Genomic DNA, 24,247 nt, shown 5'->3' on the forward strand with positions numbered 1-24,247 from the left:
ATCCAATGAGCCAGAACATTTACCAATTTATCGATGTTGAACGTGTCGATCCGCCGAAGAAGCCGATTGAAATCCGTAAAATTGAGTTCGTCGAAATCTACGAACCTTTTACTCAGCAGCAGGCCAGCGCTCAGGCTGACCGCTGTCTGGACTGTGGCAACCCCTATTGTGAGTGGAAGTGTCCGGTACACAACTACATCCCGCAATGGCTGAGCCTGGCCAATGAAGGCCGGATTCTCGAAGCGGCTGATCTCGCTCACCAGACCAACACCCTGCCGGAAGTCTGTGGCCGGGTGTGCCCTCAGGACCGTCTGTGTGAAGGCTCCTGTACGCTCAATGATGATTTCGGGGCGGTAACTATCGGTAATGTTGAGAAATACATTACCGACAAAGCCTTTGAAATGGGCTGGAAACCGGACATGTCCGGCGTTGAATGGACAGACAAGAAAGTCGCCATTATCGGTGCCGGCCCTGCTGGTCTGTCCTGCGCCGACATTCTGGTCCGTAACGGCGTTAAACCTGTGGTATTTGACCGTTATCCGGAAATTGGCGGCCTGCTGACCTTCGGTATCCCGTCGTTCAAACTGGAAAAAGAGGTGATGATCAACCGCCGCCGGATCTTTACCGAGATGGGGGTTGAGTTCCGCCTCAATACAGAAGTTGGCACTGATGTGCAGCTTCAGGATCTGATCGATGAGTATGACGCGGTTTTCCTCGGTGTCGGTACCTATAAAAACATGCGTGCCGGGCTGGAAAATGAAGACGCCGCCGGTGTCTACGATGCACTGCCTTTTCTGATTTCCAACACTTACAAGGTGATGAATCTGGAAGACAATGCCCCTGAATATATCGACATGGCGGGTAAACGCGTAGTGGTGCTGGGCGGTGGTGACACCGCGATGGACTGCGTCCGTACCTCCATCCGTCAGAGAGCCAGCGATGTAGTCTGCGCCTACCGCCGTGATGAAGCCAACATGCCGGGTTCACGCCGTGAGGTGAAAAATGCCCGTGAGGAAGGGGTGAACTTCATGTTCAACCTTCAGCCTTTGGGTGTGGTCGTTAACGGCAACGGCCAGGTCACTGGGGTAAAAGTGGTGCAAACCGCGCTGGGCGAACCCGATGAAGCGGGTCGCCGCCGTCCTGAACCTGTCGCGGGCAGCGAGCATGTGCTGGAAGCCGATGCCGTGATCATGGCCTTTGGTTTCCAGCCGCATGCCATGCCCTGGCTGGACACCTTTGATGTGGCACTGGATCAGTGGGGCCGCATTCAAACCAGCGGCGAGCACGCCTTCCAGACTACCAACAGCAAAATCTTTGCCGGTGGTGACGCGGTGCGCGGCTCGGATCTGGTGGTCACCGCCATCGATGAAGGCCGTCGCGCCGCCGATGGTATTCTGGGCTTCCTCGGTTTGTGATCCCAGCCAGTCAGGTCTGTTATGCCAAACGGTCTGTTGGTGAATAAAACCAGCAGGCCTGGCCAAGCGAGCGGCTCTCCCCCGCTCGCTTTTTTCTTTCAGTTCCCCTTTGATTCTGTCGCCTTTTGTTTAGGCTTTCCCACGCTGTCTGGCATTGTTACAATCGCATCCAATCACCGTAAGGTTCACTTTAAGAAAGAGATAACGTAAATGAAAATCGGCATTATTGGGGCAATGGAACAGGAAGTCGTGATCCTGAAAAACCAACTCGACAACTGCACCACCCTGCAAAAAGGGGGCTGCACCTTTTATACCGGCACCCTCAATGGTGCAGAAGTAGTCTTACTTCAGTCCGGTATCGGTAAAGTCGCGGCCGCCGTAGGAACTGCCATTCTGCTGGAAATTTTCGAACCAGACCTGGTCGTCAATACAGGTTCAGCCGGCGGATTTGATAGCAGCCTGAGTGTCGGTGATGTGGTTATCTCTACCGAAGTGCGTTATCACGATGCCGATGTCACTGCGTTTGGTTACCAGATGGGCCAGATGGCGCAGCAACCTGCCGCTTTCCAGTCTGACGAAAAACTGATGCAGATCGCCGAGCAGGCGCTGGCTCAGCTGGATGACACCCCCCATGCGGTACGTGGTTTGATCTGCACCGGTGATGCCTTCGTATGCAGCGCTGAACAACAGCAACGTATCCGCACGTTTTTCCCTCAGGTGGTTGCGGTTGAAATGGAAGCCGCGGCAATTGCCCAGGCCTGCCATCAGTTCAAGGTACCTTTTGTGGTAGTACGTGCTATCTCAGATGTGGCCGATAAAGAATCACCGATGAGCTTCGAAGAATTCCTGCCGCTGGCGGCGAAAAGTTCTTCCGCCATGGTGGTTAAAATGGCGGAGCTGCTTAACCGCTAATGAACGATTTGCTTGTGCTCCTCAGTCAACATCCAACCCTGCTGGCGATGTGGGGAGCGCTGGCATTACACTGGCTGCTGCCCATACCAGCCAGTATCCATCCTTTGCTTATCTGGCAACAGATCGCCATTCAGCTGGCGGCCCGGGTGAACAAAGCCACAGATACACCGCGCCAGCGGATATTATCCGGCGCGCTGGCCTGGTCAATGATGTGGATGACCATTCTGATCCTACTGATTGCCTTTTATCAGCTGGTGTGGATAGACAGCCTGTTTCATCTGGTGCTGCTGTGGATAGCGCTCGGCTGGCGTGACAGCCGCCGTTTCAGCCACAACTTCATTCAAGCCTACAGCCGGGAAGATAAGGCCAGCTGTAAAGCACAGCTCTCTGTCGCCCTTAACCGAAACACTGACACTCTGTCACTGCTTGGCCTGGGTAAAGCCTGTGCCGAAACCCAGCTGCTGAGCTATGGCCGCCAGGTTGCAGCGGTGCTGTTCTGGTACGCGGTGGCAGGCGGTTTTGGTGCTATTCTTTACCGCCTGGCCGTCAGCCTGGCCCGTTGCTGGTCTCCCAGCCGCAAGCAATATCAGTATTTTGGTCTACCTGCGGTACGTATTCTGGCTACGCTGGATATTGTCCCCCTGCGTCTGCTCGCCGTGGCTATCAGTGTCGGCAAGAACAGCCGTGATGCTTTTCGTGGTTTGCGTGAACAAGGTGAAAACTGGCAATTGCCCGGACCGGGCTGGCTGCTCACCGCCACCGGCCATAAGCTGCAGCTAGCCTTAGGTGGTCCGGCTATCTACGATACCAGCAAGCTCGAACGTCCGCGGCTCGGTGGCCGTATCGCCCCTGCCGCCCTGCATTTATCGCAAATAGATCGTCTGATGCAACAGCGGTTATGGGCCTGGGTGGCGCTGCAAAGTATGTGCATGTTTTTGATGGGAAGTCTGTTGTGAATCTGTTTAGACCCTTGGTTATTACCCTGCTGATACCTTTGACATTGGTCGTCACGACAGTAGATGGCAAAGAAGCACAGACCAAAGAAGCGCAGGCCAGTGGCAGCAAGCCTCAGCGTATTATCAGCCTAGCCCCGCACACCACTGAGCTGGCCTATGCCGCCGGACTGGGCAACAAACTTATCGCCGCCAGTGATTACAGTGATTACCCGCCACAAGCTCTGGCACTGGAACGGGTCGCGAATTACCGGGGCATCAAGCTGGAACGTATCCTGGCCTTGAAGCCTGATCTGGTGCTGGCCTGGCAAGGCGGTAACCCGCCCAGAGAAATGGCAAAACTGGAACAGTTAGGCATCCGGATCTTTTACTCCCATCCCACGACGCTCGATGCGATTGCCGACAGCCTGGAAACACTCGGCACTTTTGCCGATGATCCGACCACAGCCAATCAGGCCGCCTCGGATTTCCGTCAGACCATGGCGCAGCTGAATCAGCAATACGGGCATCAAAAACCGGTACGCTATTTTTACCAGCTGGGCATATCGCCGCTCATGAGCATGTCCGGCGATAGCTGGCCCAGCCAGGTGTTCGCGCTCTGCGGCGGCGAAAATATTTTTGCCGACAGTCCAGTGGCGTACCCGCAGGTATCGAAAGAGCAAGTAATCGTCCGCCGCCCTGAAGCGATTTTCACCACCCACGGCAGTGCAGGCCCCGATGCCAACGCCTTCACCCTCTGGTTACCCTGGCGCGAGCAATTGTCTGCGGTCCGGGATCAGCATCTGTATCAGACCCAGGCAGACTGGCTGAACCGGCCTACTCCCAGAGCATTGCTGGCCGCTCAGGAAATTTGTAAGCAACTGGATGAAGTGCGCAAACATCACCCACAATAGGATGTGAATAAGCTCACAAAGACAAAGTTATCGGTTGTGCGCGTTACATTTCACCGTACAATCTCAGCCGCTTTTTACCGCGACATCGTCATCAGGGTGGCGCGGTTTTTAATCACTGGTTGTGTGCAGGAATCCTATGCTGATTTACTCTCTTGATATGTTTGGCACCGCTGTTTTTGCCATCTCAGGTATTTTGCTTGCCGGACGGTTAAGGATGGACCCCTTTGGTGTTGTCGTGCTGGCCTGTGTCACTGCCATTGGCGGCGGGACTATCCGCGATATGGCACTGGGCGCGACACCTGTATTCTGGATCACAGACACCAATTACTTGTGGGTGATTTTTGCAACCTGTCTGCTGGCGATGCTGGCGATCCAGAACCCGCGTAAAATGCCCTGGTATTTCCTGCCGGTGGCCGATGCCATAGGCCTGGCGGTCTTCGTCGCCATTGGTGTGGAAAAAGCGCTGCGTTTTGGCGCTTCCCCTATGGTGGCCGTGATCATGGGCGTGATAACAGGTTGCGGCGGCGGGGTGATCCGTGACGTACTGGCCCGTGAAGTCCCCATGGTATTAAGAACCGAAGTGTATGCCACAGCCTGTATTCTGGGCGGTATTGTCCACACAGTAGGACTGCACTTTGGGCTGGAAACAGCGGCCGCCAGCCTGTGCGGTATTGCCACGACCCTGTCTATCCGGCTGGCGGCCATTCGCTGGCACCTGTCGCTGCCAACCTTCTCACTGCGAAGCAGTCAGTAAAATTAACTTGTCGGGCGGCGCTTGCGAATGAATTTCAGCAGCAACGCCAGCCCTGCAATTACCGCCAGTACCCATAAAGCATACTGATGACGCTGGAGGAACAAACCCGCCTGTCCGATCTCGTCATAAAAATAGGCCGGCCCATAGCCGAACACCAGCAGCCAGATCCCCACCGCCAGAGTGTTGCCTGTCAGAAAAAGGGGCCAAGGCATCTGAGCGAGGCCGCACCCGAGACAGATCAATTGTTTCATCCCTTCCAGAAAGCGGCTCAGGATCAAGCCAATCACGCCATATTTATCAATAAAAGCATGTACTTTGACTAAAGATGCCGGCTTTGCCCATCCTCGTCGCTCGACGAGCCGGGCCAGCATCGCACCCAGCACATAGCCTGCCGTGTTCCCAAGCCAGCTGGCCGCCCCCGCCACCAGCAATACAGACGGCAAAGAAAGCGCACCGCTCGCGGCAAGATAACTGGCCACTATCAGCAGAGACTGGCCGGGAGCCGGCACCCCCAGCCCTTCAATAGCAATCGCCAGTGCCAGCACTAAGTAACCGTATTGCTCGATCAGTGGCGACAATTCCTGCACCAGCTCCTGCATGAACTTCTCCTGAGTGTGCTTACTTTAATGCTATACCCGATTGCCGTCGTAAGAAAGATCTCACACTTATAAGTAAACAAAAAACTTTACTTAACCAAAATCCACACTAATATGTAAACAAAATACCTTACTAAAAAAACACAACATCCGACAGGAGGTCATATGGTGCCCTACGTTGAACACGCCAATGTCACAGTCCGTGATCTGGACAACACGATTCGCTTTCTGCAAACCGCGATCCCGGAATTTGCAGTTCGTCACCAGGGGCAACAACCCACACATCGCTGGTGTCATATCGGCACAGAAAACACGTATCTGGCGTTGCAGGAAGTGGTGGCTCGCGATCAGATCGATCGCACGCCTTATCAGGATCTGGGGATCAACCATATCGGTCTGGTGGTTGATGATGTTGTACAGGTACGTGAGCGCCTGCTCAGCGCGGGGTATCGGGAAAATGACATGGAAACCCGTCACCCATGGCGCCAGCGGATCTACTTTTATGACAGGGACGGTATTGAATGAGAATTCACCCAGTATCTGAGTGACGATCCATTGCTGCGCAATGATTATTCCCTCTAACCCCTCAGGACAGGAGATCTTAAAATGTATGCGCCCATTCACGCCGAATGTCTGGCTTTGATTGACAATGGATTGCAATTTGACCCCATCTACGGGCCTGAGTTGTCGAATCATTTACCCATGGCATTGGTCGCTCTGGCACGTTGCGGTGCCAGCCCATTACAGCTACAGCATTTTTATCAGAAATACACGCCGCAATTGCAGCCAATCCGGCAGGGGAACCCGACACAGGAAACAGCACCAGAGCTGGGTATTCGCGACAGTTTCGCAGCTTTTTACCGGCAATTTCGCCAGCACATCGCGGCACAGGGTGTCGTTTCCGTCCTGCACGAATGGCTCCCCGTCCTGCTGCCCGGCCTTGCCACCAGCGCGTTTCACGGTTTGATACGCCTCAGTTATGCGGTAGAAACGGGCGAATCCGATGAAATTGCCGTTTCGCTTGCCTACTGGGCCAGTGAGTATCAGGCTTTAGGTGAACTACATTTCACCGAGCAGTATCAGGCAGAGACTCAACTCGAGCAGGCGTGCGAGGCTTTCAGGCACTATGCGTTTCAACCCGGCATCATTGTTGATCGCGTTAATGAAGTGGTTCATCACGCAGCCTATCAGTCCATCGCCGCCGTTCCTGATGATCTCACAGAATCGGATATTGCCCGCCTCACTATTCGCGCATATCTGGCGAGCAACGACTTTACCCTGCTGCACGGGGTCACCGGGTTTGATGCCTTGCTGCAACTCATGCCTTTCCTGCCGGATCGCCGGCTGGCACTGGCCTACTACTGGCAGGGGTATGTCGCGGCTTTCTGCTCCACGCAGGATCGTCCGTTCCCGAATCAGCCGCAGCCAAGCAGCATTGAGCCGGACTGGGTTGCCTGGTTCAGCACAGTCGCCACCCTGTCGGACGACCACAGTATCAAACTGACCTACAGCTGCAGCCGCCTGTATCAGACTTTTCAGTTCAACGAATATCTGTCGGCCATTCAAATGCGCTTAGCCGCCCACGAAGAACTATGAAGGAACACCGCATGAAAACAATTGCACTGGTTTACTATTCCGGCTCTGGCGCAACCCATCAAATGGCCGAGGCGATTGCGCAGGGTGCCAAAACCCAGCCCGGCACTCAGGTGATGCGCTACCGCATTGTCGGTGAAGATATTCAGAACGGCCGCTTCAGCGACCCGGATCTGTTTGCCAGCCTGCAGCAGGCCGATGCCATTCTCTTTGGCAGTCCGACCTATATGGGCGGCCCCGCCGCTCAGTTCAAAGCGTTTGCCGATGCCAGCAGCGACAGCTGGAGCGGGCAAGGCTGGCGTAACAAGCTGGCTGCCGGGTTTACCGTCGGCGGCAGTCTGGGCGGCGAGCAGGACAGTACCCTGAATTACCTCTTCGTACTGGCAATGCAGCATGGCATGTTGTGGGTCGGTATGGATATGCCCTATGGCTATGACGACAAACGGATCAATCCTATGGGCCGCCAGCTGGGTGCCAGTGGTCACACCCCAACCGGACAGCTCAGTGACGCCGACGTGAAAACCGCGGCCCATCTGGGCCAGCGGGTGGCGGCACTCCTGCAAACCCAGCCGGTAGTGACCGGTGCGCCTGTGCCGTCTCTGGCCTGACAGAGACAAAAAAGGCGCCGTAATGGCGCCTTCTCTCATGCTATGACAAGCTGTTATTTCAGGGTAATACGGGCAAACTTACGCTTACCGACCTGATACACAGCCGTACCGGCACTTAGCTCAAGCTTGGTATCATCCACTTTTTCGCCGTCGATTTTCACCGCGCCCTGGCGGATCATCCGCAGTGCGTCAGAGGTTGAATTGACCAGATCGGCATCTTTCAGCAGGTTGGCGATTGCCACGCCGGCAGAAAATTCGAACTCAGGCATTTCATCCGGCATCGCCCCTTTCTGGAAACGGTTGATGAAATCCTGCTCTGCCGCATCGGCATCCGCTTCAGAGTGGAAGCGGGCAATGATTTCCTTCGCCAGCAGAATTTTCACATCGCGCGGGTTACGGCCGTTCGCCATTTCCTGCTTGAGCTGCTCAATCTCTTCCAGCGGACGGAAGGACAGCAGTTCATAGTAGTTCCACATCAGCTCATCAGAAATCGACATGATTTTGCCGAACATCTCAGTCGGGGCATCGGCCACACCAATGTAGTTATGGGCCGATTTGGACATTTTCTTCACGCCATCCAGGCCCACCAGCAGTGGCATAGTCAGCACCACCTGAGGCTTTTGACCTTCCGCTTTCTGCAGCTCACGGCCCATCAGCAGGTTGAACTTCTGATCCGTACCGCCCAGCTCCACATCTGTGTTCATTGCCACCGAGTCATAGCCCTGCAGCAACGGGTACATGAATTCGTGAATGGCAATCGGACGGCCTTCGTTATAGCGCTTTTTGAAGTCATCACGTTCCAGCATGCGAGCAACCGTCTGACTGGCCGCCAGTCGGATCATGCCTTCAGCGCCCAGCTCCGACAGCCAGGTGGAATTGAATTCAATTTTGGTTTTGGCCGGGTCGAGAATCTTGAAAACCTGCTCTTTATAGGTTTCGGCATTGCGCAGTACATCTTCACGGGTCAGGGGAGGACGTGTGGTGTTTTTACCGGTAGGATCACCCACCATGCCGGTGAAGTCGCCAATCAGGAAAGTGACCTCATGGCCCAGCTCCTGGAAGGTACGCAGTTTATTGAGGATGACAGTGTGGCCCAGATGAATGTCCGGCGCTGTCGGATCCGCCCCCAGTTTAATTCGCAGAGGACGATTTTCCTTCAGTTTGGCAATCAACTCTTCTTCCGGGATCAGTTCGTCGACCCCGCGCTTAATTTCCGCTAACGCATGCTCAATGCTGGCCATTCCTGTTCACTCCCACAAAATTGGCATAAATATGATAAAGGGCAATATTACTTGAATAGCGATGTTTTTTGAAACCAGTTAGACTTAGCCTTGTCTTATTTTTCTCTTATGCGCAAAAAACATCAAAATAATTATCAAATGCTAATATCAAAATTTTCCCGTTTGCCAAGGATACATCAGATTCTCATCACCATTATCAGTGCGGTGACTGTACTGCTGATCCTGCTGCCGGGCGCAGAGGAGATGGAGAAGCCTGAACAAAAGTTTGAAATCGGCAAACTCTATCCGCTCGACATCAATGTCGACGGGCCTCAGCTGCAGGCAACCGGCGTCACACCGCCCTTATTACCGCCCCCGCTGAGCTGGACAGAGCATGTGATCAAGCCGGGTGAAAGCCTGGCGCTGGTGTTTGATAAAGTCGGCCTCAGCCCAGCCACACTCTATCGCCTGATCAATGCCGATGAGGGCACCAAATCCCTGATCACATTACGCCCCGGCGACAAGCTACGGTTCGGGCTCGATGACAAAAAAGATCTGATTCAGTTAATTCAGCCGATAAATGCCACAGAAACCCTCTATATCACACGCAAGGGCGACACTTTCCATTCCAGAACAGAAGTGAAGAAGGTCGATACTCAGCTCAATTTTGCCCAGGCGGTGATCACTTCCAGCTTCTGGAATGCCGCGGCGGATGCCGGTCTGACACCGAACCAGATCATGGAAATTGCCGGTATTTTTGGCTGGGATATCGACTTTGCTCTGGATATCCGCGAAGGCGATACCTTTTCAGTCTTGTTTGAAGAACGCTATGTCGAAGGCGAGCCCATAGGCCGTGGCAATATTCTTGCCGCCACCTTCTCCAACCTGGGTCAGACCTTCACTGCGGTCAGAAACAGCAGCGACGGCAAATATTACGATCCGGATGGCCGGGCGATGCAAAAAGCCTTCCTGCGCTCCCCGGTGAACTTCCGCTACGTCAGTTCAAACTTTAACCCGCGCCGTCTGCACCCGGTAACCGGCCAGGTGAAAGCGCACCGCGGCACCGATTACGTGGCCCCGGTGGGGACACCTATCTGGTCGGCCGGTGACGGTGTGGTGATGAAATCGGCCTACAATCAGTTCAACGGTAATTACGTCTTTATCCGCCACAGTTCCACCTATGTCACCAAATACCTGCACCTGAGCAAACGCCTGGTGAAAACCGGCCAGCGGGTTAAACAGGGACAAACAATAGGTAAACTGGGCAGCAGTGGCCGGGTAACCGGGGCTCACCTGCACTATGAGTTTCTGGTCAACGGCGTACACAAGAACCCCAGAACTGTCTCTCTGCCTCAGTCAGACTCGCTGCAAGGTAAAGACAAAGCCGCCTTCAAGCAGCAAGCCAATGAACGTTTGGCGCAGCTCACTCAGCTGCGACAATTACTGGCCACCAATAGCAATGCCAGTTTAATACCGTCCAGAAGCTGAGATTTGAGATAAAAATGGCAAACAAAAAAGCCGTCACCCAAGGTGACGGCTTTTTTGGGCGTCGCATGTAACGGCTCTTTACACGCTAAAGGATGCACCGCAGCCACAAGTGGTGGTGGCATTCGGGTTGCTCACAAAGAAACGGGAGCCTTCCAGTCCTTCGGTATAATCAACCGTACCGCCAATGAGATACTGCAGACTCATAGGGTCAACCACCAGGGTGACACCGCTGTTCTCTATGGTGGTATCGCCGTCATTCACTTTTTCGTCAAAGGTGAAACCATACTGGAAGCCACTGCAGCCACCGCCTGTGATATACACACGCAGTTTCAGCTCAGGGTTTTCCTCTTCCGCTATCAGCGCTTTCACCTTATTCGCTGCAACATCCGAAAAGTTCAGCGGGAAACTGGCATCGCTCATTAGCAACCTCTCAATTCATCTTCATGTTGGTCAACTGACCTTTGAGACGATTATCTAATACCTGACTGCTGCGTTCAAGTATTGACCACAAACGCGTCGTATAAGTGGGCGGATCAACAAAAATGCCCTCTCGCCATTGAATTCGCATTTACGTACAATAGCGCCCTTATCACCAAAGGATTACAGGAAATAACCATGAGCAAATCGGCTGAATTATTTGCCAAAGCACAACATACCATTCCTGGCGGGGTCAACTCTCCGGTCCGCGCATTTGCTGGCGTGGGCGGCGATCCGCTGTTTATTGAGCGTGCCGACGGTGCCTATATTTTTGATGCCGATGGCAGAGCTTACATCGACTATGTCGGCTCCTGGGGACCTATGATCCTTGGCCACAACCATGTTGCCATCCGTGATGCAGTGATCGATGCTGCCCGTCAGGGTCTGAGCTTCGGTGCGCCGACCGAGATGGAAATCACCATGGCAGAGCTGGTATCTCAGCTGGTGCCATCCATGGAAATGGTGCGCATGGTCAGCTCTGGCACCGAAGCCACCATGAGTGCCATTCGCCTGGCCCGTGGTTTCACCGGCCGTGACAAAATTATAAAATTTGAAGGCTGCTACCACGGTCATGCTGACTGCCTGCTGGTAAAAGCCGGTTCCGGCGCCCTGACCTTAGGCCAGCCAAGCTCGCCGGGTGTACCGGCAGATTTCGCCAAACACACACTGACTTGCACCTTCAACAGCCTGGAATCGGTGCGTGAAGCCTTTGCTGAACACCCGGAGCAAATTGCCTGTATCATAGTGGAACCTGTGGCTGGCAACATGAACTGCATTCCACCTGTACCGGGCTTCCTGCAAGGGCTGCGCGAGATCTGTGACGAGTTCGGTGCCCTGCTGATCCTGGACGAAGTAATGACAGGTTTCCGCGTCGCTCACGGCGGCGCTCAGGCTTACTACGACGTTAAACCGGATCTGACGACTTTAGGTAAAATCATTGGCGGCGGTATGCCTGTCGGCGCGTTCGGCGGCCGACGCGAGGTCATGCAGTATATTGCACCGACCGGCCCTGTCTATCAGGCCGGTACGCTGTCGGGTAACCCGGTGGCCATGGCTGCCGGCTTTGCTTGCCTGACGATCCTGACCCAGGAAGGCAATGAAAGACGCCTGGCGCAAACCACCCAGCGTCTGGCCGAAGGTTTTCAGGCGCTGGCCGACAAATATGGCATCCCGCTGGTCACTAATCAGGTCGGTGCTATGTTTGGTTTCTTCTTTACCGATCAGCAAAATGTGCACAGCTACCAGGACGTTGCCCGCTGTGATGTAGAGAGATTCAAGCGTTTCTTCAACCTGATGCTGCAAAAAGGTGTGTATCTGGCGCCTTCAGCATTCGAAGCCTGCTTTACCTCGCTGGCACACGGCGAGAAAGAGATCGACGCCACCCTGGAAGCGGCAGAATACGCGTTTGCGACACTGGCACAAGAAGCCCGGTAAAACACGCGTCCTATTTCTGATTGCGCAAGGGCAGGAGAAATCCTGCCCTTTTCTTTGCACTACCCTTTACACATTCCTTGGCTCTTTCTGCAGCTTACCTTTTGTTACAGAATGAACATCTTTTTGTTCCGGACAGATGTCACTGAAATATCACAGAAATACTCACTGACGCCATTGCCAGCATCTCAACCGGATGCAATGATAAACAGATTGCAAATCTGCTGAAGGACAACCCCGTGCCAAAACCTTTTCAAGCCCAGTCGAGACACTGGATGCTCATGGCTGCGCTGGCAGTGGCCACCTATGCCAGTTACCGGTTGATTGAGCCATATCTCGGCCCAATCGTCATGGCCTTTATCATTTCCCTGCTTTTCTATCCGTTGCACGCCAGAATTGAAAAGCGCTTTGGCCGGCCAAATCGCTCTGCCATTTTATCCTGCACCATACTGACCTTTATCATAGTGATCCCTGTGCTGGTCGTCTTCGCCTCCATTGTTCAGCAAGGCTCCGCTTTTTCCAAAGACAGCTACGTCTGGCTGACCGAAGGCGGTCCCAAGGAAGTCCTGTCGCATCCTTACGCGCAAACTGTGCTGCATACCATCAATAAATGGTCTCCTTTTGAAAGCCTGGACGTGCACTCCATTGTTCATAAGCTAGCGTCAGCGGCCTCTAAGCTGGGTACGCAACTGCTGAATATCAGTGCCAAATTGCTGGGTGATGCCACTAACTTTGTGCTCAGCTTTCTGCTGATGCTGTTTGTGCTCTTTTTTCTGTTACGTGATCACGACAAAATTGTGTCCACCCTGCGCCATGTATTGCCTTTATCGCGCAGCCAGGAAGATGCCTTACTGACTGAAGTCGAGCAAGTGGCAAAGTCTGCCGTCATGGGATCCTTCCTGACGGCGCTGGCACAAGGTGTCGCCGGCGGCTTTGCCATGTGGTTAGCCGGTTTCCCCGGACTATTCTGGGGATCTATGATGGCGTTTGCTTCCTTCATTCCAGTGTTCGGTACGGCACTGATCTGGTTACCGGCGTCCTTATATCTCCTGCTGATTGATCAATGGCAATGGGCGGTGTTTTTGATCGCCTGGGGCATTATAGTGGTTGGCTCTATCGACAATTTCGTTCGGCCGCTGCTGATGCAGGGCAATTCAGGCATGAACACCTTGCTGATCTTCTTCTCTATTCTGGGCGGCTTACATCTGTTCGGCCTGATTGGGCTGATATACGGGCCGATCATTTTCGCAGTCACCCTAGTCTTGTTTAAACTGTATGAAACTGAGTTTAAAGACTTTCTCGACCAGCAGGATCATAGCTAGTCAACCGTCGGCAGCCGAATCAACGGCTGCCTTTCCATACGGCCGGAATTGTGGAACAATTCGCGCCCGGAATCAGAATCACCACAGAGGCTCTCATGTCTTCCAATGCGTCGACCTATAGTGCTGCCAGCCAGGTAGTTGCCCGTCAAATCGACTTTTTTACCGATCGCCATGTGCTGGTAGCCGGAGAACTGGACGATCTCTATCCGATAGAGCTGGCAGCAGTCGCCAGTAGTGTCCGGGTTTTCACCACCCACTATGGCCAGCATCTCAGCCTGAGCCGTTCGAGTAAGATCAGCAGCCATTTCGGCGCAGAGCTGTCAGCCGATGATGCACTAGGGGTCGACATGATCCTGCTCTACTGGCCGAAAGCCAAAGCCGAAGCCGACTATCTGCTGGCGATGCTGCTGGCGCATTGCGGACCGGAAACCGAGATCTGCATTGTGGGTGAAAACCGCAGTGGCGTGCGCAGTGCCGAAAAAATGTTTGCCCCGTACGGCCCGCTCAACAAATACGACACCGCACGCCGGTGCAGTTTTTACTGGGGACGCTGTCAGGATCAGGCACCAGAATTCAAGCTTGATGACTGGTTCCGCAATTACACCCTGACTATCGGTGAGCAAACGCTGACTATCCGTTCACTGCCGGGCGTATTCAGCCTGGGCGAATTTGATCAGGGATCCCGCCTTCTGGTTGACAATCTGCCGGATCTGTCCGGACGCGTGCTGGATTTTGGCTGCGGCGCCGGCGTCATAGGTGCGGTGATGAAAACCCGTTTTCCGGACATCACACTGGATCTGGCGGATATCAGCGCCCTGGCCATTGCCTCTGCCAGAGAGACTTTCCGCGTCAACCACCTGGAAGGGGGTTTTATTGCCACCGATGTTTATCATTCACTGCCGGAACAATACGACTTTCTCATCAGCAACCCGCCCTTCCATGCCGGTTTGAAAACCTTCTATGCTGCCACTGAGCAGTTTATCGAACAGTCTCCGGCTCACCTGAGTGCTGGCGGGGAGCTGTTGATAGTGGCCAACAATTTTCTGCAATATCCGCCTTTGCTGGAACGTTGCCTGGGGGGCTATGATATTCGCGCAAAAAACAATAAGTTCTCCATTTATCACGCAAAAAAATAAGTCTGTTTGCCTGCCGTCTTTTGTGATGGCAGGCAATGAAATCCCTGCTTTTCGCGACAAAGTCCGTCAAATCCGTCAAAATTGTGTCATAGCACACGCTTCATCCATGACTTCCTTGATTGTAAAAAAAAACTCAGTATAAACGGTAACTCAGCTGCAAAAGCCCCCGCGTAAACTGCCCGTTCGCCGTCAAAACGGCTGGCTGCGTTTTGGCAAAAATGCCAGTGAGCGCTTTTGATAGCATCACAGACAGATTTGTATCAGCAGATCAAAGGTCAGCCGGACATGCAAAATACTACCCGTTTTAAACGTCTCCAGCATACTCTGATGCTGGCTTTCCTTTTGCTGAGCCTGATCCCGCTCACTCTGTCTTCCTTGTTTTTCCTGCATTCACACACCCGGGATCTGGCTGAACAGAGTACCAATCACCTGGCTTCATTGCGCGATAACAAACGCCAGCAGCTCAGTGCCTTTTTTACCGCGAAAGAATCTGAAATACAGAGCTTTGTTCGCTCCGAACTGGCCAACGCCAGTGGCGGGCGTTTTTATGGCATAGTCGGCGCATTCCGCCAGTTAGGGGACATCAACCGCCTCAGCAAAGGCTCCACTAACGGCGAATATTTCAGTCGTACCCTGATCTCCCGGCCACCGTCCAGCGAAGTGGATAACACCTCCCCTGATTATATCGTTCAGGAAAGGTACCGCCTGATCTACAAACGCTATCACTGGGCCTATGAGGAATATCTGAAACGCTCTGATTTCAGTGACCTTCTGCTGGTGGATCTTGATGGTAATGTGGTGTACACCTCTCGCAGCCCGGATTTGTTTGCAGCCCGTTTAGGGGCCGGCAGCGCGCAATACCCGGCACTCAGCCAGACTTACAGCACCATCAAAAACCTGACCGCTCAGTTCAGAGAGCGGCAATCTCGTAACAGCCAAAAAAACTTGGGTGATCGCGAGCCGGAGCAGATGCCTATCGCCTTTACCGATTTCGCCGCCGATGGCGAAAACAGAGAAGCGACCGCCTGGTTCGCCGCTCCTATCATTCAGCATGGCTACCTGCACAGTTACGCTTTCTTTAAACTGAGCAACCGCACCATTGCCGACGTCATGTCCAGCAGCAGTGAGGCTAATCAGTACGTCCAGACGCTGCTCATCGGGCAGGACCACAACCTGCGCTTGCCCAACGACGGTGACTTACCGGCAGAGCTGGCCAGTGCCGGTATTGATCATGCACTGGCAGGCCAGGCAGGCGTCGGCAGCTTACTGAATTTCAACAAGATTCCTGTGCTGAGTGCGTATGCCCCCATTGACGTGCTCGGCAACAAATGGGCCCTGGTAGTTGAACTGCCGGAGCAGGAAGCTTTCTCCCGCATCCACCAGTTAGAGGAATTTTTCCTTCTGGCCATTTTGGCTGCCGTCATACTGGTGACCATCACGGCGCACTGGCTGTCCAATTACATTACCGCCCCGCTGCTGCGTTTAACCTGGGCCGCCGAGCAAGTCTCAGCCGGCGATCTGGATCAAAAGATCACCTCGACCGATCGCCGTGATGAAATTGGCCGTCTGGCGATCAGCTTTGCCAGAATGCAACGCTCCATTCGCGAAAAAATCACCCTGATCCGCGAGCAAAATACCGAGCTGGAACACAATCTGGCCGTTATCCAGCAACAGAACGAAGAATTGCAGACCGCCGACAAGCTCAAAGACGAATTTCTTGCCACCACCTCCCATGAGCTGCGTACCCCGCTGCACGGTATGGTCGGCATCGCCGAAGCCATGCTGGCCGGGGCCAACGGACCGATCCAGCCGGATCAGCAACGCCAGCTGGACATGATCATCAGCAGTGGTCAGCGCCTGACCAAACTGGTCGACGATTTGCTCGACTACCACAAAATGCGCTATGGCGATCTCGATATCCAGCCCCACGCGGTCGATCTTGCGGCGGCCAACCGCTTAGTGCTTGAACTGTCGGCACATCTGCTGGATGGCAAACCGGTGCGTATCATCAATCAGATCCCTGCGGATTTACCTCTGGTGATCGCTGACGAACAACGCCTGGAACAGATATTGTACAACCTGGTGGGCAACGCCATTAAGTACACCTCAGAGGGCAAAATTATTCTTTCCGCCACTGTGCTGGAAAGTCAGGTCCGCATTCAGGTAGTTGATACCGGTCAGGGCATACCTGCTGAGCAACTGGAACACATTTTTGAACCCCTGGTGCAGGCCAACACAGGCTCGGCGAACTACCACCAGGGGGCCGGGCTGGGACTGTCCATCAGCCGTCAGCTGATTGAGCTGATGGGCGGCAGCCTGTATGTCAGCAGCCAGCCAATGATAGGGACGACCTTCAGCTTCATCCTGCCACTGGCCACCAAAGAAGACATTGCCCGCAGCCAGCTCAGCACGCCGCAGCATGACCATTTTCAGGCTCCTCGCCAGGATGCCAACACGGTCAATATTGATGACTTGCCTGATAATCCTGATGGCGATCTCCTGCTGGTCGTCGACGATGAACCGGTGAACTTACAGGTCGTCACCAGCTTTTTACGCATTGCCGGCTATCGGGTGATCACAGCTGAAAACGGTCAGCAAGCCCTCAGTCTGATGGAAGCGCATCAACCGTCACTGGTCCTGCTTGATGTCATGATGCCGGGCATGAGCGGCTATGAAGTGTGTCAGCAATTACGTACCCGCTATAGTTTGACAGAACTGCCGATCATCATGCTGTCTGCATTAGGGCAAGTGCGGGACAGGGTAAAAGGCTTTGAATTCGGTGCCAACGACTACCTGACCAAACCCTTTAATAAAGACGAGCTGACCGCCCGGATCCGGGCCCACCTGCAAGCCGCCCAGACAGAAAGGCAGCGCACTGAAAATCAATGGCTGCAGCAGGAAATCCGCCACCGCGAACAGGTGCAGCTGGCCCTGCTTGATACCCAGACACGCCTGCTGGGTCTGCTGGAATCCACCAGCGAGGCCATCCTGTGCACCCGCGAAGATGGCCGCATCCGCTATGCTAACAATGCGGCCGGTCAGCTCTTTCAGCGCGCACCGGAGCAGCTGGAACGCTTGTCGATTCAGGATCTGCTGCTGACCCAGTTGCCTGAAGATATTGAACAGAACCGCCATTACAGCGGTGAACTGAGCTATCGGATTCAGGATGGCAAGCAGACTCTGGCGACCGATCTTATCCAGTTGCCCGCCGAGTCCGGGCTCAGCCAGATGTTTATCTTTGACAGTCAGGGTCCCAGCTCAGTACAACGCATTGCGTTACTGGAAAATGCCGTCGATGTGCTCTCCGGTTTCGCGACAGATGGCGACAAGCACAGCCTGCAGCGTTTACGCGACATGGGCGGCGAGTTCAGCCAGTTGGCAGACCGGCTGGATCACTCTCAGCCGGATAAAGCCGATCAGCTGAGACAAATGCTGGTAGATGTAATGAAAGACTGTCTGCAGTTCTGGGAAGCCTCTACCGGAAAAACCAAGTTTGATCTGGCAGAAGAAAGTGGCTTGTGGCGCGTGTACCTCGACAGGAGCACACTGCAAACACGTACCCTGGACAAATATTTACAGCTGGAAACACTGCCGAAAACACCGCGCTGGCGCACCGTTCTCAACACACTGGATTTTGTGCTGGAACGCTGTGCCAAAGAGAGCCGGGACAGGGAAGCAATCCTTGAGATGCGCAATCGTCTTCAGCGTATGATCAGCCAATAAATTCAGCCGTTTCATCCCGGACAATGGGGCAGCTCCCCCGTGTAAGATCGCCGCTGCTGGATGAATGACAGCCATCTATGGCCTTAAATAACCCTATTTGATTAGAGACTGGTTTGTGTCACTCTGCGGCCCGGACAGCAATTCCGTCGCCCTCCGTACGCCACGTCATCAGTCTCTCATCCGCCATCAGTTCCCCGCGTGCCATCAGCCTCCCGTGCGCTATCAGTTCGCCATACCATCAGCCTCCCATCCGCCATCAGCCGTTCAGCCACGCGCCGCATCCTGTGCGTTTTTCAGGTCGCGGCTCATGCCACAGTCCTCGCCTCTAAATCGCCCGTCAGTGAATTCACGTGACGAAAAATAAGCTTAGTTTTCACTCAACATAAAGTACAAACTGCCACCAGGTAGTGATGAAAAAATCGCCTCACCCACAGCAAACCAGGGGCAGCTAATGATAAATTTCATGATATGAGACGCCAATCACAACAAAATCTTTACAAAAATTTTCCGTTTGAAAATAAGCGCTTTTACGTTCAAAGCCTGTAATCCTCATTGTTAAAATAAAAACTAAATCATTAATAATAATGAAATATTTAGATAGTAAGCACCAACATGCGGATAGTTATCAATTCGTTATAAGGCTAGAATGGCTGGCATTTTCCCGTAGAATAGCGGGCGATTTTTACGTTTTTGACAGCAAGCTTAATGTTTTTGACGTTTTTAACGTGCAATGCAATTGACGATTCCCGCCCGAAGTCGTTTCCTTAGGGCACTGAGTGTCCACAGGCCATCTGAACCAGGTCGCTTTACTCAACCGGTCCAGAGTGGATTACCAGCCCCACCATAGATGGAGGGGAACCTAAGTGAAATGTAAACCCTACAAAGCAAAGAGTAAGGAACAGCTATGCTTGCCAACATAAAGAAAACAAAGGTAACACTTGCCATCCTGGCCGCGGCTGCCGCTGCCATGACTTCTCCTGCGATGAGTGCTGAACGCAGTGAGCTGACCATAGTGCCCGATTTTTATCCGACTCTGGTACGTAACTTCAACCCATATTTGCAAACCAACCTGCGTACCACCACAGACTTCGTTTATGAGCAACTGGTCATTTTCAACCAGATGCACGGTAACGAGCCTGTCATGCGTCTGGCGAAAGATTTCTATATGTCTGACGACCTGCTGCAAGTCACTTTTGTGATTCGTGACGGCGTTCAGTGGTCAGACGGTAAACCCTTCACAGCCAAAGACGTGGCCTTCACCTATGAGCTGCTGAAAAATCATCCTGCACTTGACCAGCGCGGTATCATCAAGTGGGTGAAAGATGTCAAAGTTGACGGCAATAAGATCACTTTCGGTCTGACTGAAGCCAACTCCAACGTACCTTATGAAATGTCTTTCGTTTCTATCGTACCTGAGCACATCTGGAGCAAAGTGAAAGAGCCTGAAACCTTTGCCAACGAAAATCCGGTTGGTACAGGTCCGTTTACTGAAATCGACACTTTCACACCTCAATTGTACATTCAGTGCCGTAACCCGCACTACTGGGATAATGATAATCTGGATGTTGACTGTCTTCGTATGCCTCAGATTGCCAACAATGATCAGTTGCTGAGCAAAGTTATTGCTTCTGAGCTGGACTGGACATCGTCGTTCATCCCGGACATCGACAGCACGTACGCGGCCTCTAACCCGAACCACAAATACTGGTATCCGGCGTCTGGCACCCAAGCCTTCATGCTGAACTTCAAGTCGCCAAAAGAAGGTAACAACGAAGCTATCAACAATGTAGACTTCCGTCGTGCTTTCTCTATGGCGATTGACCGTCAGACTATTATCGACATTGCCTTCTATGGCAGCGGTACACCAAACCACTATGCGTCTGGTCTGGGTGAGGGTTTCAAAGCCTGGTCTGACAATGCGGTTTACAACAAGTACAAAGATTTCAACACCTACAACCTTGAGAACTCAAAAGCCCTGCTGAAAAAAGCCGGCTTTAAAGACATCGACGGTGACGGTTTCGTTGAAACGCCAAGCGGTAAAAAGATTGAGCTGGACGTTCAGTCTCCGAACGGTTGGACCGACTTCAACAACACAGTACAGCTGGCAGTTGAGCAACTGCAGGAAGCCGGTATCAAGGCCAACGCACGCACCCCTGACTTCGCTGTGTATAACGAAGGCATGATCAAAGGAACGTATGACGTGGCGTACACCAACTACTTCCACGGTGCGGATCCGCATCTGTACTGGAACAGTGGTTACAACTCCCGCCTGCAGGGCGAAGGAAACCCACGTTTTGCCATGCACTTCTTCAAGAATGCCGAGCTAGACAAGTTGCTGGATGGTTTCTACAAAACAGCAAGCAAAGACGAGCAGAAGAAAATGGCCTATCAGATTCAGACAATCATTGCTGAAAATCAGATCACCATTCCTGTGATGTCCAGTGCTGATATGTTCCAGTACAACACAAGCCGCTTCACGGGCTGGTGGAATGAGAAACACCCGAACGGTCGTCCAATGGTTTGGGCTGGCGTTCCAGAGCGCTTACTTCAAGTCATTGACCTGAAACCAAAATCATAATTATTGTTTAATTTGCGGTGCGTGTTCTGCGCACCGCCTCTTCCCCCACACTGTGTAAAGTATGGCGCCTGGCGTCAGGGGGTTTTTCGTCCAGAGTTCAGCCCAGAGTCGTAAGTCACTGGTTGGGAAAGGTGTGAGTTATGGGATTTTTTCTACGTCGTTTATCGTTCTACCTGGTTGCCTTGCTGTTTGCAGCCACGTTGAACTTCGCAATTCCCCGGGCGATGCCCGGCGATCCGGTGACAATGATGTTTGCCAATGCTTCCGTTCAGGTGACAGCCGAGCGTATCGAAGCGATGAAAAAACTGCTTGGCTTTGATGAAGCCCAGGTCTGGTACCAACAATATTTCACCTATATCAAAAGTATCCTCAACTGGGATCTGGGTATTTCAATCAAATTTTATCCGCAAACCGTGACCGAAATATTGGGCGGGGCGGTCGGCTGGTCAATGTTCCTGGCCGGTTCTGCTGTCATCATGGCCTTCTGCATCGGCTCTGTACTGGGGATTTTCGCCGCCTGGAAACGCGGCAGTAAATATGACGCCTTTGTGTCTCCCGGTATGCTGGTGATCCAGGCCGTACCGCCTGTGGTTATCGCCATGCTGGTGCTCTTTACTTTCGGCATGGGCCTGAAATGGTTCCCGACCAGCTATGCCTATACACCGGGCACTTTGCCAGACTGGACCAGCCTGGCTTTCTATAAAGACGTCCTGTACCACGCGGTACTGCCGCTGCTGTGTGCCACAGCTATTCAAATCGGCGGCTTTTTGATCAGCATGCGTAATAACATGATCAACCTGCTCAACGAAGACTATATCACCATGGCCAAAGGCAAAGGGCTGAATGAAAACCGCGTGGTTTTCAACTATGCCGCCCGTAATGCCATGCTGCCGAGCGTAACGGCACTGTCTATGGCGCTGGGGATGGCGATTGGCGGACAGCTGATTGTCGAAATCATCTTTAACTATCCGGGCCTGGGCACAGTGATGCTCAATGCCATTCACGCCCGTGACTATCAGGTTCTGCAAGGCCAGCTGCTGATCATGACGCTGTTTATGCTGTTCTTTAACTTCCTGGCCGATCTGCTGATTGTGGCACTGGATCCTCGCCTGCGTAAGGGAGGCAAATAATCATGAAAGCTTTAATCAAACTATTGTCCAACAACAATAAAGCACTGGCTGGCTTAATCATTATCAGCTTATTTATTCTGGCCGCTGTGTTCGCACCTTTGATCACCAAGCATGAACCTGACCGCCGCACCGGCAATCCGCACGAGTATCCGGCCTTTATCGTCAAGGCGGCACAGAGCAACCCGGACAGCTGGGTGGCACAGAATCTGGCTGATAACAACCGGACCCTGCGGTTATCAAAAAAAGCAGACCATGTACTGGGCACCTCTCGTATGGGCCGTGATATCTGGTCACAGCTGGTTTACGGCGCCCGTACGTCTCTGGCGGTCGGTTTCGGTGCCGGTCTGATGGTCTGTTTCCTGGCAACGGTGATCGGTGTGTCTGCCGGTTACTTTGGCGGACGGATCGACGACACCCTGACTGCTGCGATGAATATCATGCTGGTGATGCCTCAGCTCCCCATTCTGTTCGTCATCGCTGCCTTTATCGGCCAGGCCGGACCGCTGACGATTGCCGTGGTTATCGCCCTGACCTCCTGGGCATGGGGCGCACGTGTGGTCCGGGCGCAAACCCTGTCGCTGCGCGAAAAAGAGTTCGTCAAAGCGGCTGAAGTCCTGGGCGAATCTTCCTGGCGCATCATCTTTGTCGAAATTCTGCCTAACCTGATTTCGATTATCGGTGCCAGCTTCATCGGCTCAGTAATGCTCGCCATCATGACAGAAGCCACCCTGTCATTCCTCGGCCTGGGCGATCCGAACTCTATCAGCTGGGGCGTAATGCTGTACAACGTACAGACCTCTTCTTCCATGCTGGTTGGCGCCTGGTGGGAGCTGCTGGCACCCTGCGTGGCCCTGACACTGATTGCGATCGGACTGGCGATGCTGAACTTCGCCGTGGATGAGATTGCCAACCCGCAGTTGCGTTCGCACAAAGGCTTGCGCCGCTGGCAGAACATGGCAAAGAAAAACCAACAGGCACAGCGTGCCACCGCGACGACCGTTAAGCCTGCACTGCAAGGAGGAGAGAAGTAATGACGACTCCACAAATTTCCATTCGCAACCTGTGCGTCGACTATATTACCGACGCCGGTGATGTCCGCGCCGTCAACGATGTCAGCTTTGACATTGGTAAAGGTGAAGTCTTCGGGCTGGCTGGTGAGTCTGGCTGTGGTAAATCCACCGTTGCCTTTTCCCTGATGCGTCTGCACAAGCCGCCTGCGTTTATTACTGCCGGTGAAGTGCTGTTCGACGGTCACGGCGACATACTGACTTTCAGCGACCAGAAACTGAACAGCTTTCGCTGGAGTGAGATTTCCATGGTCTTCCAGAGTGCGATGAACGCCCTCAACCCGGTACTGACCATGGAAGAGCAGTTCTGTGATGTGATCATGCGTCACACCAACATGACCCGAGAGCAGGCCGTGCACCGCGCTCAGGGATTGCTGGAGATCGTTGATATTCACCCGAACCGACTGAGCGATTACCCGCACCAGTTTTCCGGCGGTATGCGCCAGCGCCTGGTGATCGCCATTGCCCTGGCTCTGAACCCCAAACTGATCATCATGGACGAACCGACAACAGCGTTGGATGTGGTGGTACAGCGCGAGATCCTGCAAAAGATCTATGCCCTGAAAGAAGAATTCGGTTTCGCGATTTTGTTCATCACCCATGATCTGTCTCTGATGGTCGAGTTCTCCGATCGTATCGGCATCATGTATTCCGGTGAGCTGGTCGAAGTCGCGCCGTCAAAGCAGATTCTGGAATCCCCGTTCCACCCTTACACCCAGGGTTTGGGCAGCTCGTTTCCGCCACTGACCGGGCCAAAAACCCGTCTGACCGGCATTCCGGGCAATCCGCTCAACCTGCTGGAAGTGCCTCAGGGCTGCCGTTTCCAGGCGCGCTGTAGCCAAGCGCACGACGCCTGCTTCTCGCAAAGCACACAGCTTCGCCAACTGGAACCCGGCCGTTTTAGCAACTGCCACCTGTACAACAAGTTATAACAAGAAGGATCGGAGGCAA

20 protein-coding genes are annotated in these 24,247 nt (G+C 53.4%); 17 read left to right on the forward strand and 3 right to left on the reverse strand.

Translation table 11 applies throughout. From position 1 onward, the window contains the following. Positions 1-5: 5 nt before the first annotated feature. The 5 genes from KCG43_RS03865 (at position 6) to KCG43_RS03885 (ending at position 4,927) form a co-directional block, all read left to right on the forward strand. Positions 6-1,415, forward strand: coding sequence for an FAD-dependent oxidoreductase (locus KCG43_RS03865; protein WP_192015522.1), 1,410 nt, complete (start codon positions 6-8; stop codon positions 1,413-1,415). 210 nt (positions 1,416-1,625) lie between these two features. Then, positions 1,626-2,327: a 5'-methylthioadenosine/S-adenosylhomocysteine nucleosidase gene (gene mtnN, locus KCG43_RS03870; protein WP_192015521.1), complete on the forward strand. Its 702-nt coding sequence runs from the start codon at positions 1,626-1,628 to the stop codon at positions 2,325-2,327. After that, entirely contained in the window at positions 2,327-3,283 is a 957-nt protein-coding gene (locus tag KCG43_RS03875) for a cobalamin biosynthesis family protein (RefSeq protein ID WP_218383432.1), read from the forward strand. Before mtnN ends, KCG43_RS03875 begins: the two co-directional genes overlap by 1 nt. Then, on the forward strand, positions 3,280-4,173 hold the full coding sequence (gene btuF / locus KCG43_RS03880; protein ID WP_237793801.1) for a vitamin B12 ABC transporter substrate-binding protein BtuF: 894 nt from the start codon (positions 3,280-3,282) through the stop codon (positions 4,171-4,173). The genes KCG43_RS03875 and btuF overlap by 4 nt, the downstream gene beginning before the upstream one ends. A gap of 136 nt (positions 4,174-4,309) precedes the next feature. Continuing rightward, positions 4,310-4,927, forward strand: coding sequence for a TRIC cation channel family protein (locus tag KCG43_RS03885; protein WP_027253144.1), 618 nt, complete (start codon positions 4,310-4,312; stop codon positions 4,925-4,927). Positions 4,928-4,929: 2 nt separating this feature from the next. Here KCG43_RS03885 and KCG43_RS03890 read toward each other — a convergent pair whose 3' ends face one another. Further along, positions 4,930-5,526, reverse strand: a complete 597-nt coding sequence (locus KCG43_RS03890) for a DedA family protein (RefSeq protein ID WP_218383436.1) — start codon at positions 5,524-5,526, stop codon at positions 4,930-4,932. A gap of 162 nt (positions 5,527-5,688) precedes the next feature. On the opposite strand from KCG43_RS03890, the gene KCG43_RS03895 reads away from it, so the two are divergent. From KCG43_RS03895 to KCG43_RS03905, 3 genes are all read left to right on the forward strand, one after another. After that, entirely contained in the window at positions 5,689-6,048 is a 360-nt protein-coding gene (locus tag KCG43_RS03895; protein WP_218383437.1) for a VOC family protein, read from the forward strand. Between the two features lie 81 nt (positions 6,049-6,129). Beyond that, complete coding sequence (locus KCG43_RS03900) at positions 6,130-7,119, forward strand: questin oxidase family protein (RefSeq protein ID WP_192015516.1); 990 nt, start codon at positions 6,130-6,132, stop codon at positions 7,117-7,119. A gap of 11 nt (positions 7,120-7,130) precedes the next feature. Then, a complete protein-coding gene (locus tag KCG43_RS03905) occupies positions 7,131-7,724 on the forward strand; it encodes a flavodoxin family protein (RefSeq protein WP_218383438.1) in 594 nt (197 codons plus the stop codon). A gap of 53 nt (positions 7,725-7,777) precedes the next feature. On the opposite strand, the gene tyrS is transcribed toward KCG43_RS03905, so the two are convergent. Continuing rightward, positions 7,778-8,965, reverse strand: a complete 1,188-nt coding sequence (gene tyrS, locus KCG43_RS03910) for a tyrosine--tRNA ligase (RefSeq protein ID WP_218383440.1) — start codon at positions 8,963-8,965, stop codon at positions 7,778-7,780. A 138-nt stretch (positions 8,966-9,103) separates the two neighbouring features. Between tyrS and KCG43_RS03915 the strand changes: the two genes are divergently transcribed. Beyond that, a complete protein-coding gene (locus KCG43_RS03915) occupies positions 9,104-10,432 on the forward strand; it encodes a peptidoglycan DD-metalloendopeptidase family protein (protein ID WP_218383441.1) in 1,329 nt (442 codons plus the stop codon). Between the two features lie 78 nt (positions 10,433-10,510). On the opposite strand, the gene erpA is transcribed toward KCG43_RS03915, so the two are convergent. After that, positions 10,511-10,852 carry an iron-sulfur cluster insertion protein ErpA gene (erpA, locus tag KCG43_RS03920; protein WP_027253150.1) on the reverse strand — a complete coding sequence of 114 codons (342 nt, stop codon included), beginning with the start codon at positions 10,850-10,852 and terminating at the stop codon, positions 10,511-10,513. Positions 10,853-11,047: 195 nt separating this feature from the next. On the opposite strand from erpA, the gene hemL reads away from it, so the two are divergent. From hemL to KCG43_RS03960, 8 genes are all read left to right on the forward strand, one after another. Continuing rightward, positions 11,048-12,343, forward strand: coding sequence for a glutamate-1-semialdehyde 2,1-aminomutase (gene hemL / locus KCG43_RS03925; protein ID WP_218383442.1), 1,296 nt, complete (start codon positions 11,048-11,050; stop codon positions 12,341-12,343). Between the two features lie 236 nt (positions 12,344-12,579). Further along, positions 12,580-13,662 carry an AI-2E family transporter gene (locus tag KCG43_RS03930; RefSeq protein WP_218383444.1) on the forward strand — a complete coding sequence of 361 codons (1,083 nt, stop codon included), beginning with the start codon at positions 12,580-12,582 and terminating at the stop codon, positions 13,660-13,662. Between the two features lie 95 nt (positions 13,663-13,757). Next, positions 13,758-14,798, forward strand: a complete 1,041-nt coding sequence (gene rsmC, locus KCG43_RS03935) for a 16S rRNA (guanine(1207)-N(2))-methyltransferase RsmC (protein ID WP_218383446.1) — start codon at positions 13,758-13,760, stop codon at positions 14,796-14,798. A 285-nt stretch (positions 14,799-15,083) separates the two neighbouring features. Next, on the forward strand, positions 15,084-18,521 hold the full coding sequence (locus tag KCG43_RS03940) for a response regulator (RefSeq protein ID WP_218383600.1): 3,438 nt from the start codon (positions 15,084-15,086) through the stop codon (positions 18,519-18,521). Positions 18,522-19,425: 904 nt separating this feature from the next. Then, positions 19,426-21,099 (forward strand): ABC transporter substrate-binding protein, encoded by a 1,674-nt coding sequence (locus tag KCG43_RS03945; RefSeq protein WP_218383447.1) that lies wholly within the window; start codon positions 19,426-19,428, stop codon positions 21,097-21,099. A 140-nt stretch (positions 21,100-21,239) separates the two neighbouring features. Further along, positions 21,240-22,229, forward strand: coding sequence for an ABC transporter permease (locus tag KCG43_RS03950; RefSeq protein ID WP_192015508.1), 990 nt, complete (start codon positions 21,240-21,242; stop codon positions 22,227-22,229). Positions 22,230-22,231: 2 nt separating this feature from the next. Further along, positions 22,232-23,260, forward strand: a complete 1,029-nt coding sequence (locus KCG43_RS03955) for an ABC transporter permease (protein ID WP_161443389.1) — start codon at positions 22,232-22,234, stop codon at positions 23,258-23,260. Further along, complete coding sequence (locus KCG43_RS03960; protein ID WP_192015506.1) at positions 23,260-24,228, forward strand: ABC transporter ATP-binding protein; 969 nt, start codon at positions 23,260-23,262, stop codon at positions 24,226-24,228. Before KCG43_RS03955 ends, KCG43_RS03960 begins: the two co-directional genes overlap by 1 nt. Positions 24,229-24,247 lie beyond the last annotated feature (19 nt).

The organism is Photobacterium sp. WH24, from assembly GCF_019204055.1.
In the GTDB taxonomy this organism is placed as follows: Bacteria; Pseudomonadota; Gammaproteobacteria; order Enterobacterales; family Vibrionaceae; genus Photobacterium; species Photobacterium arenosum.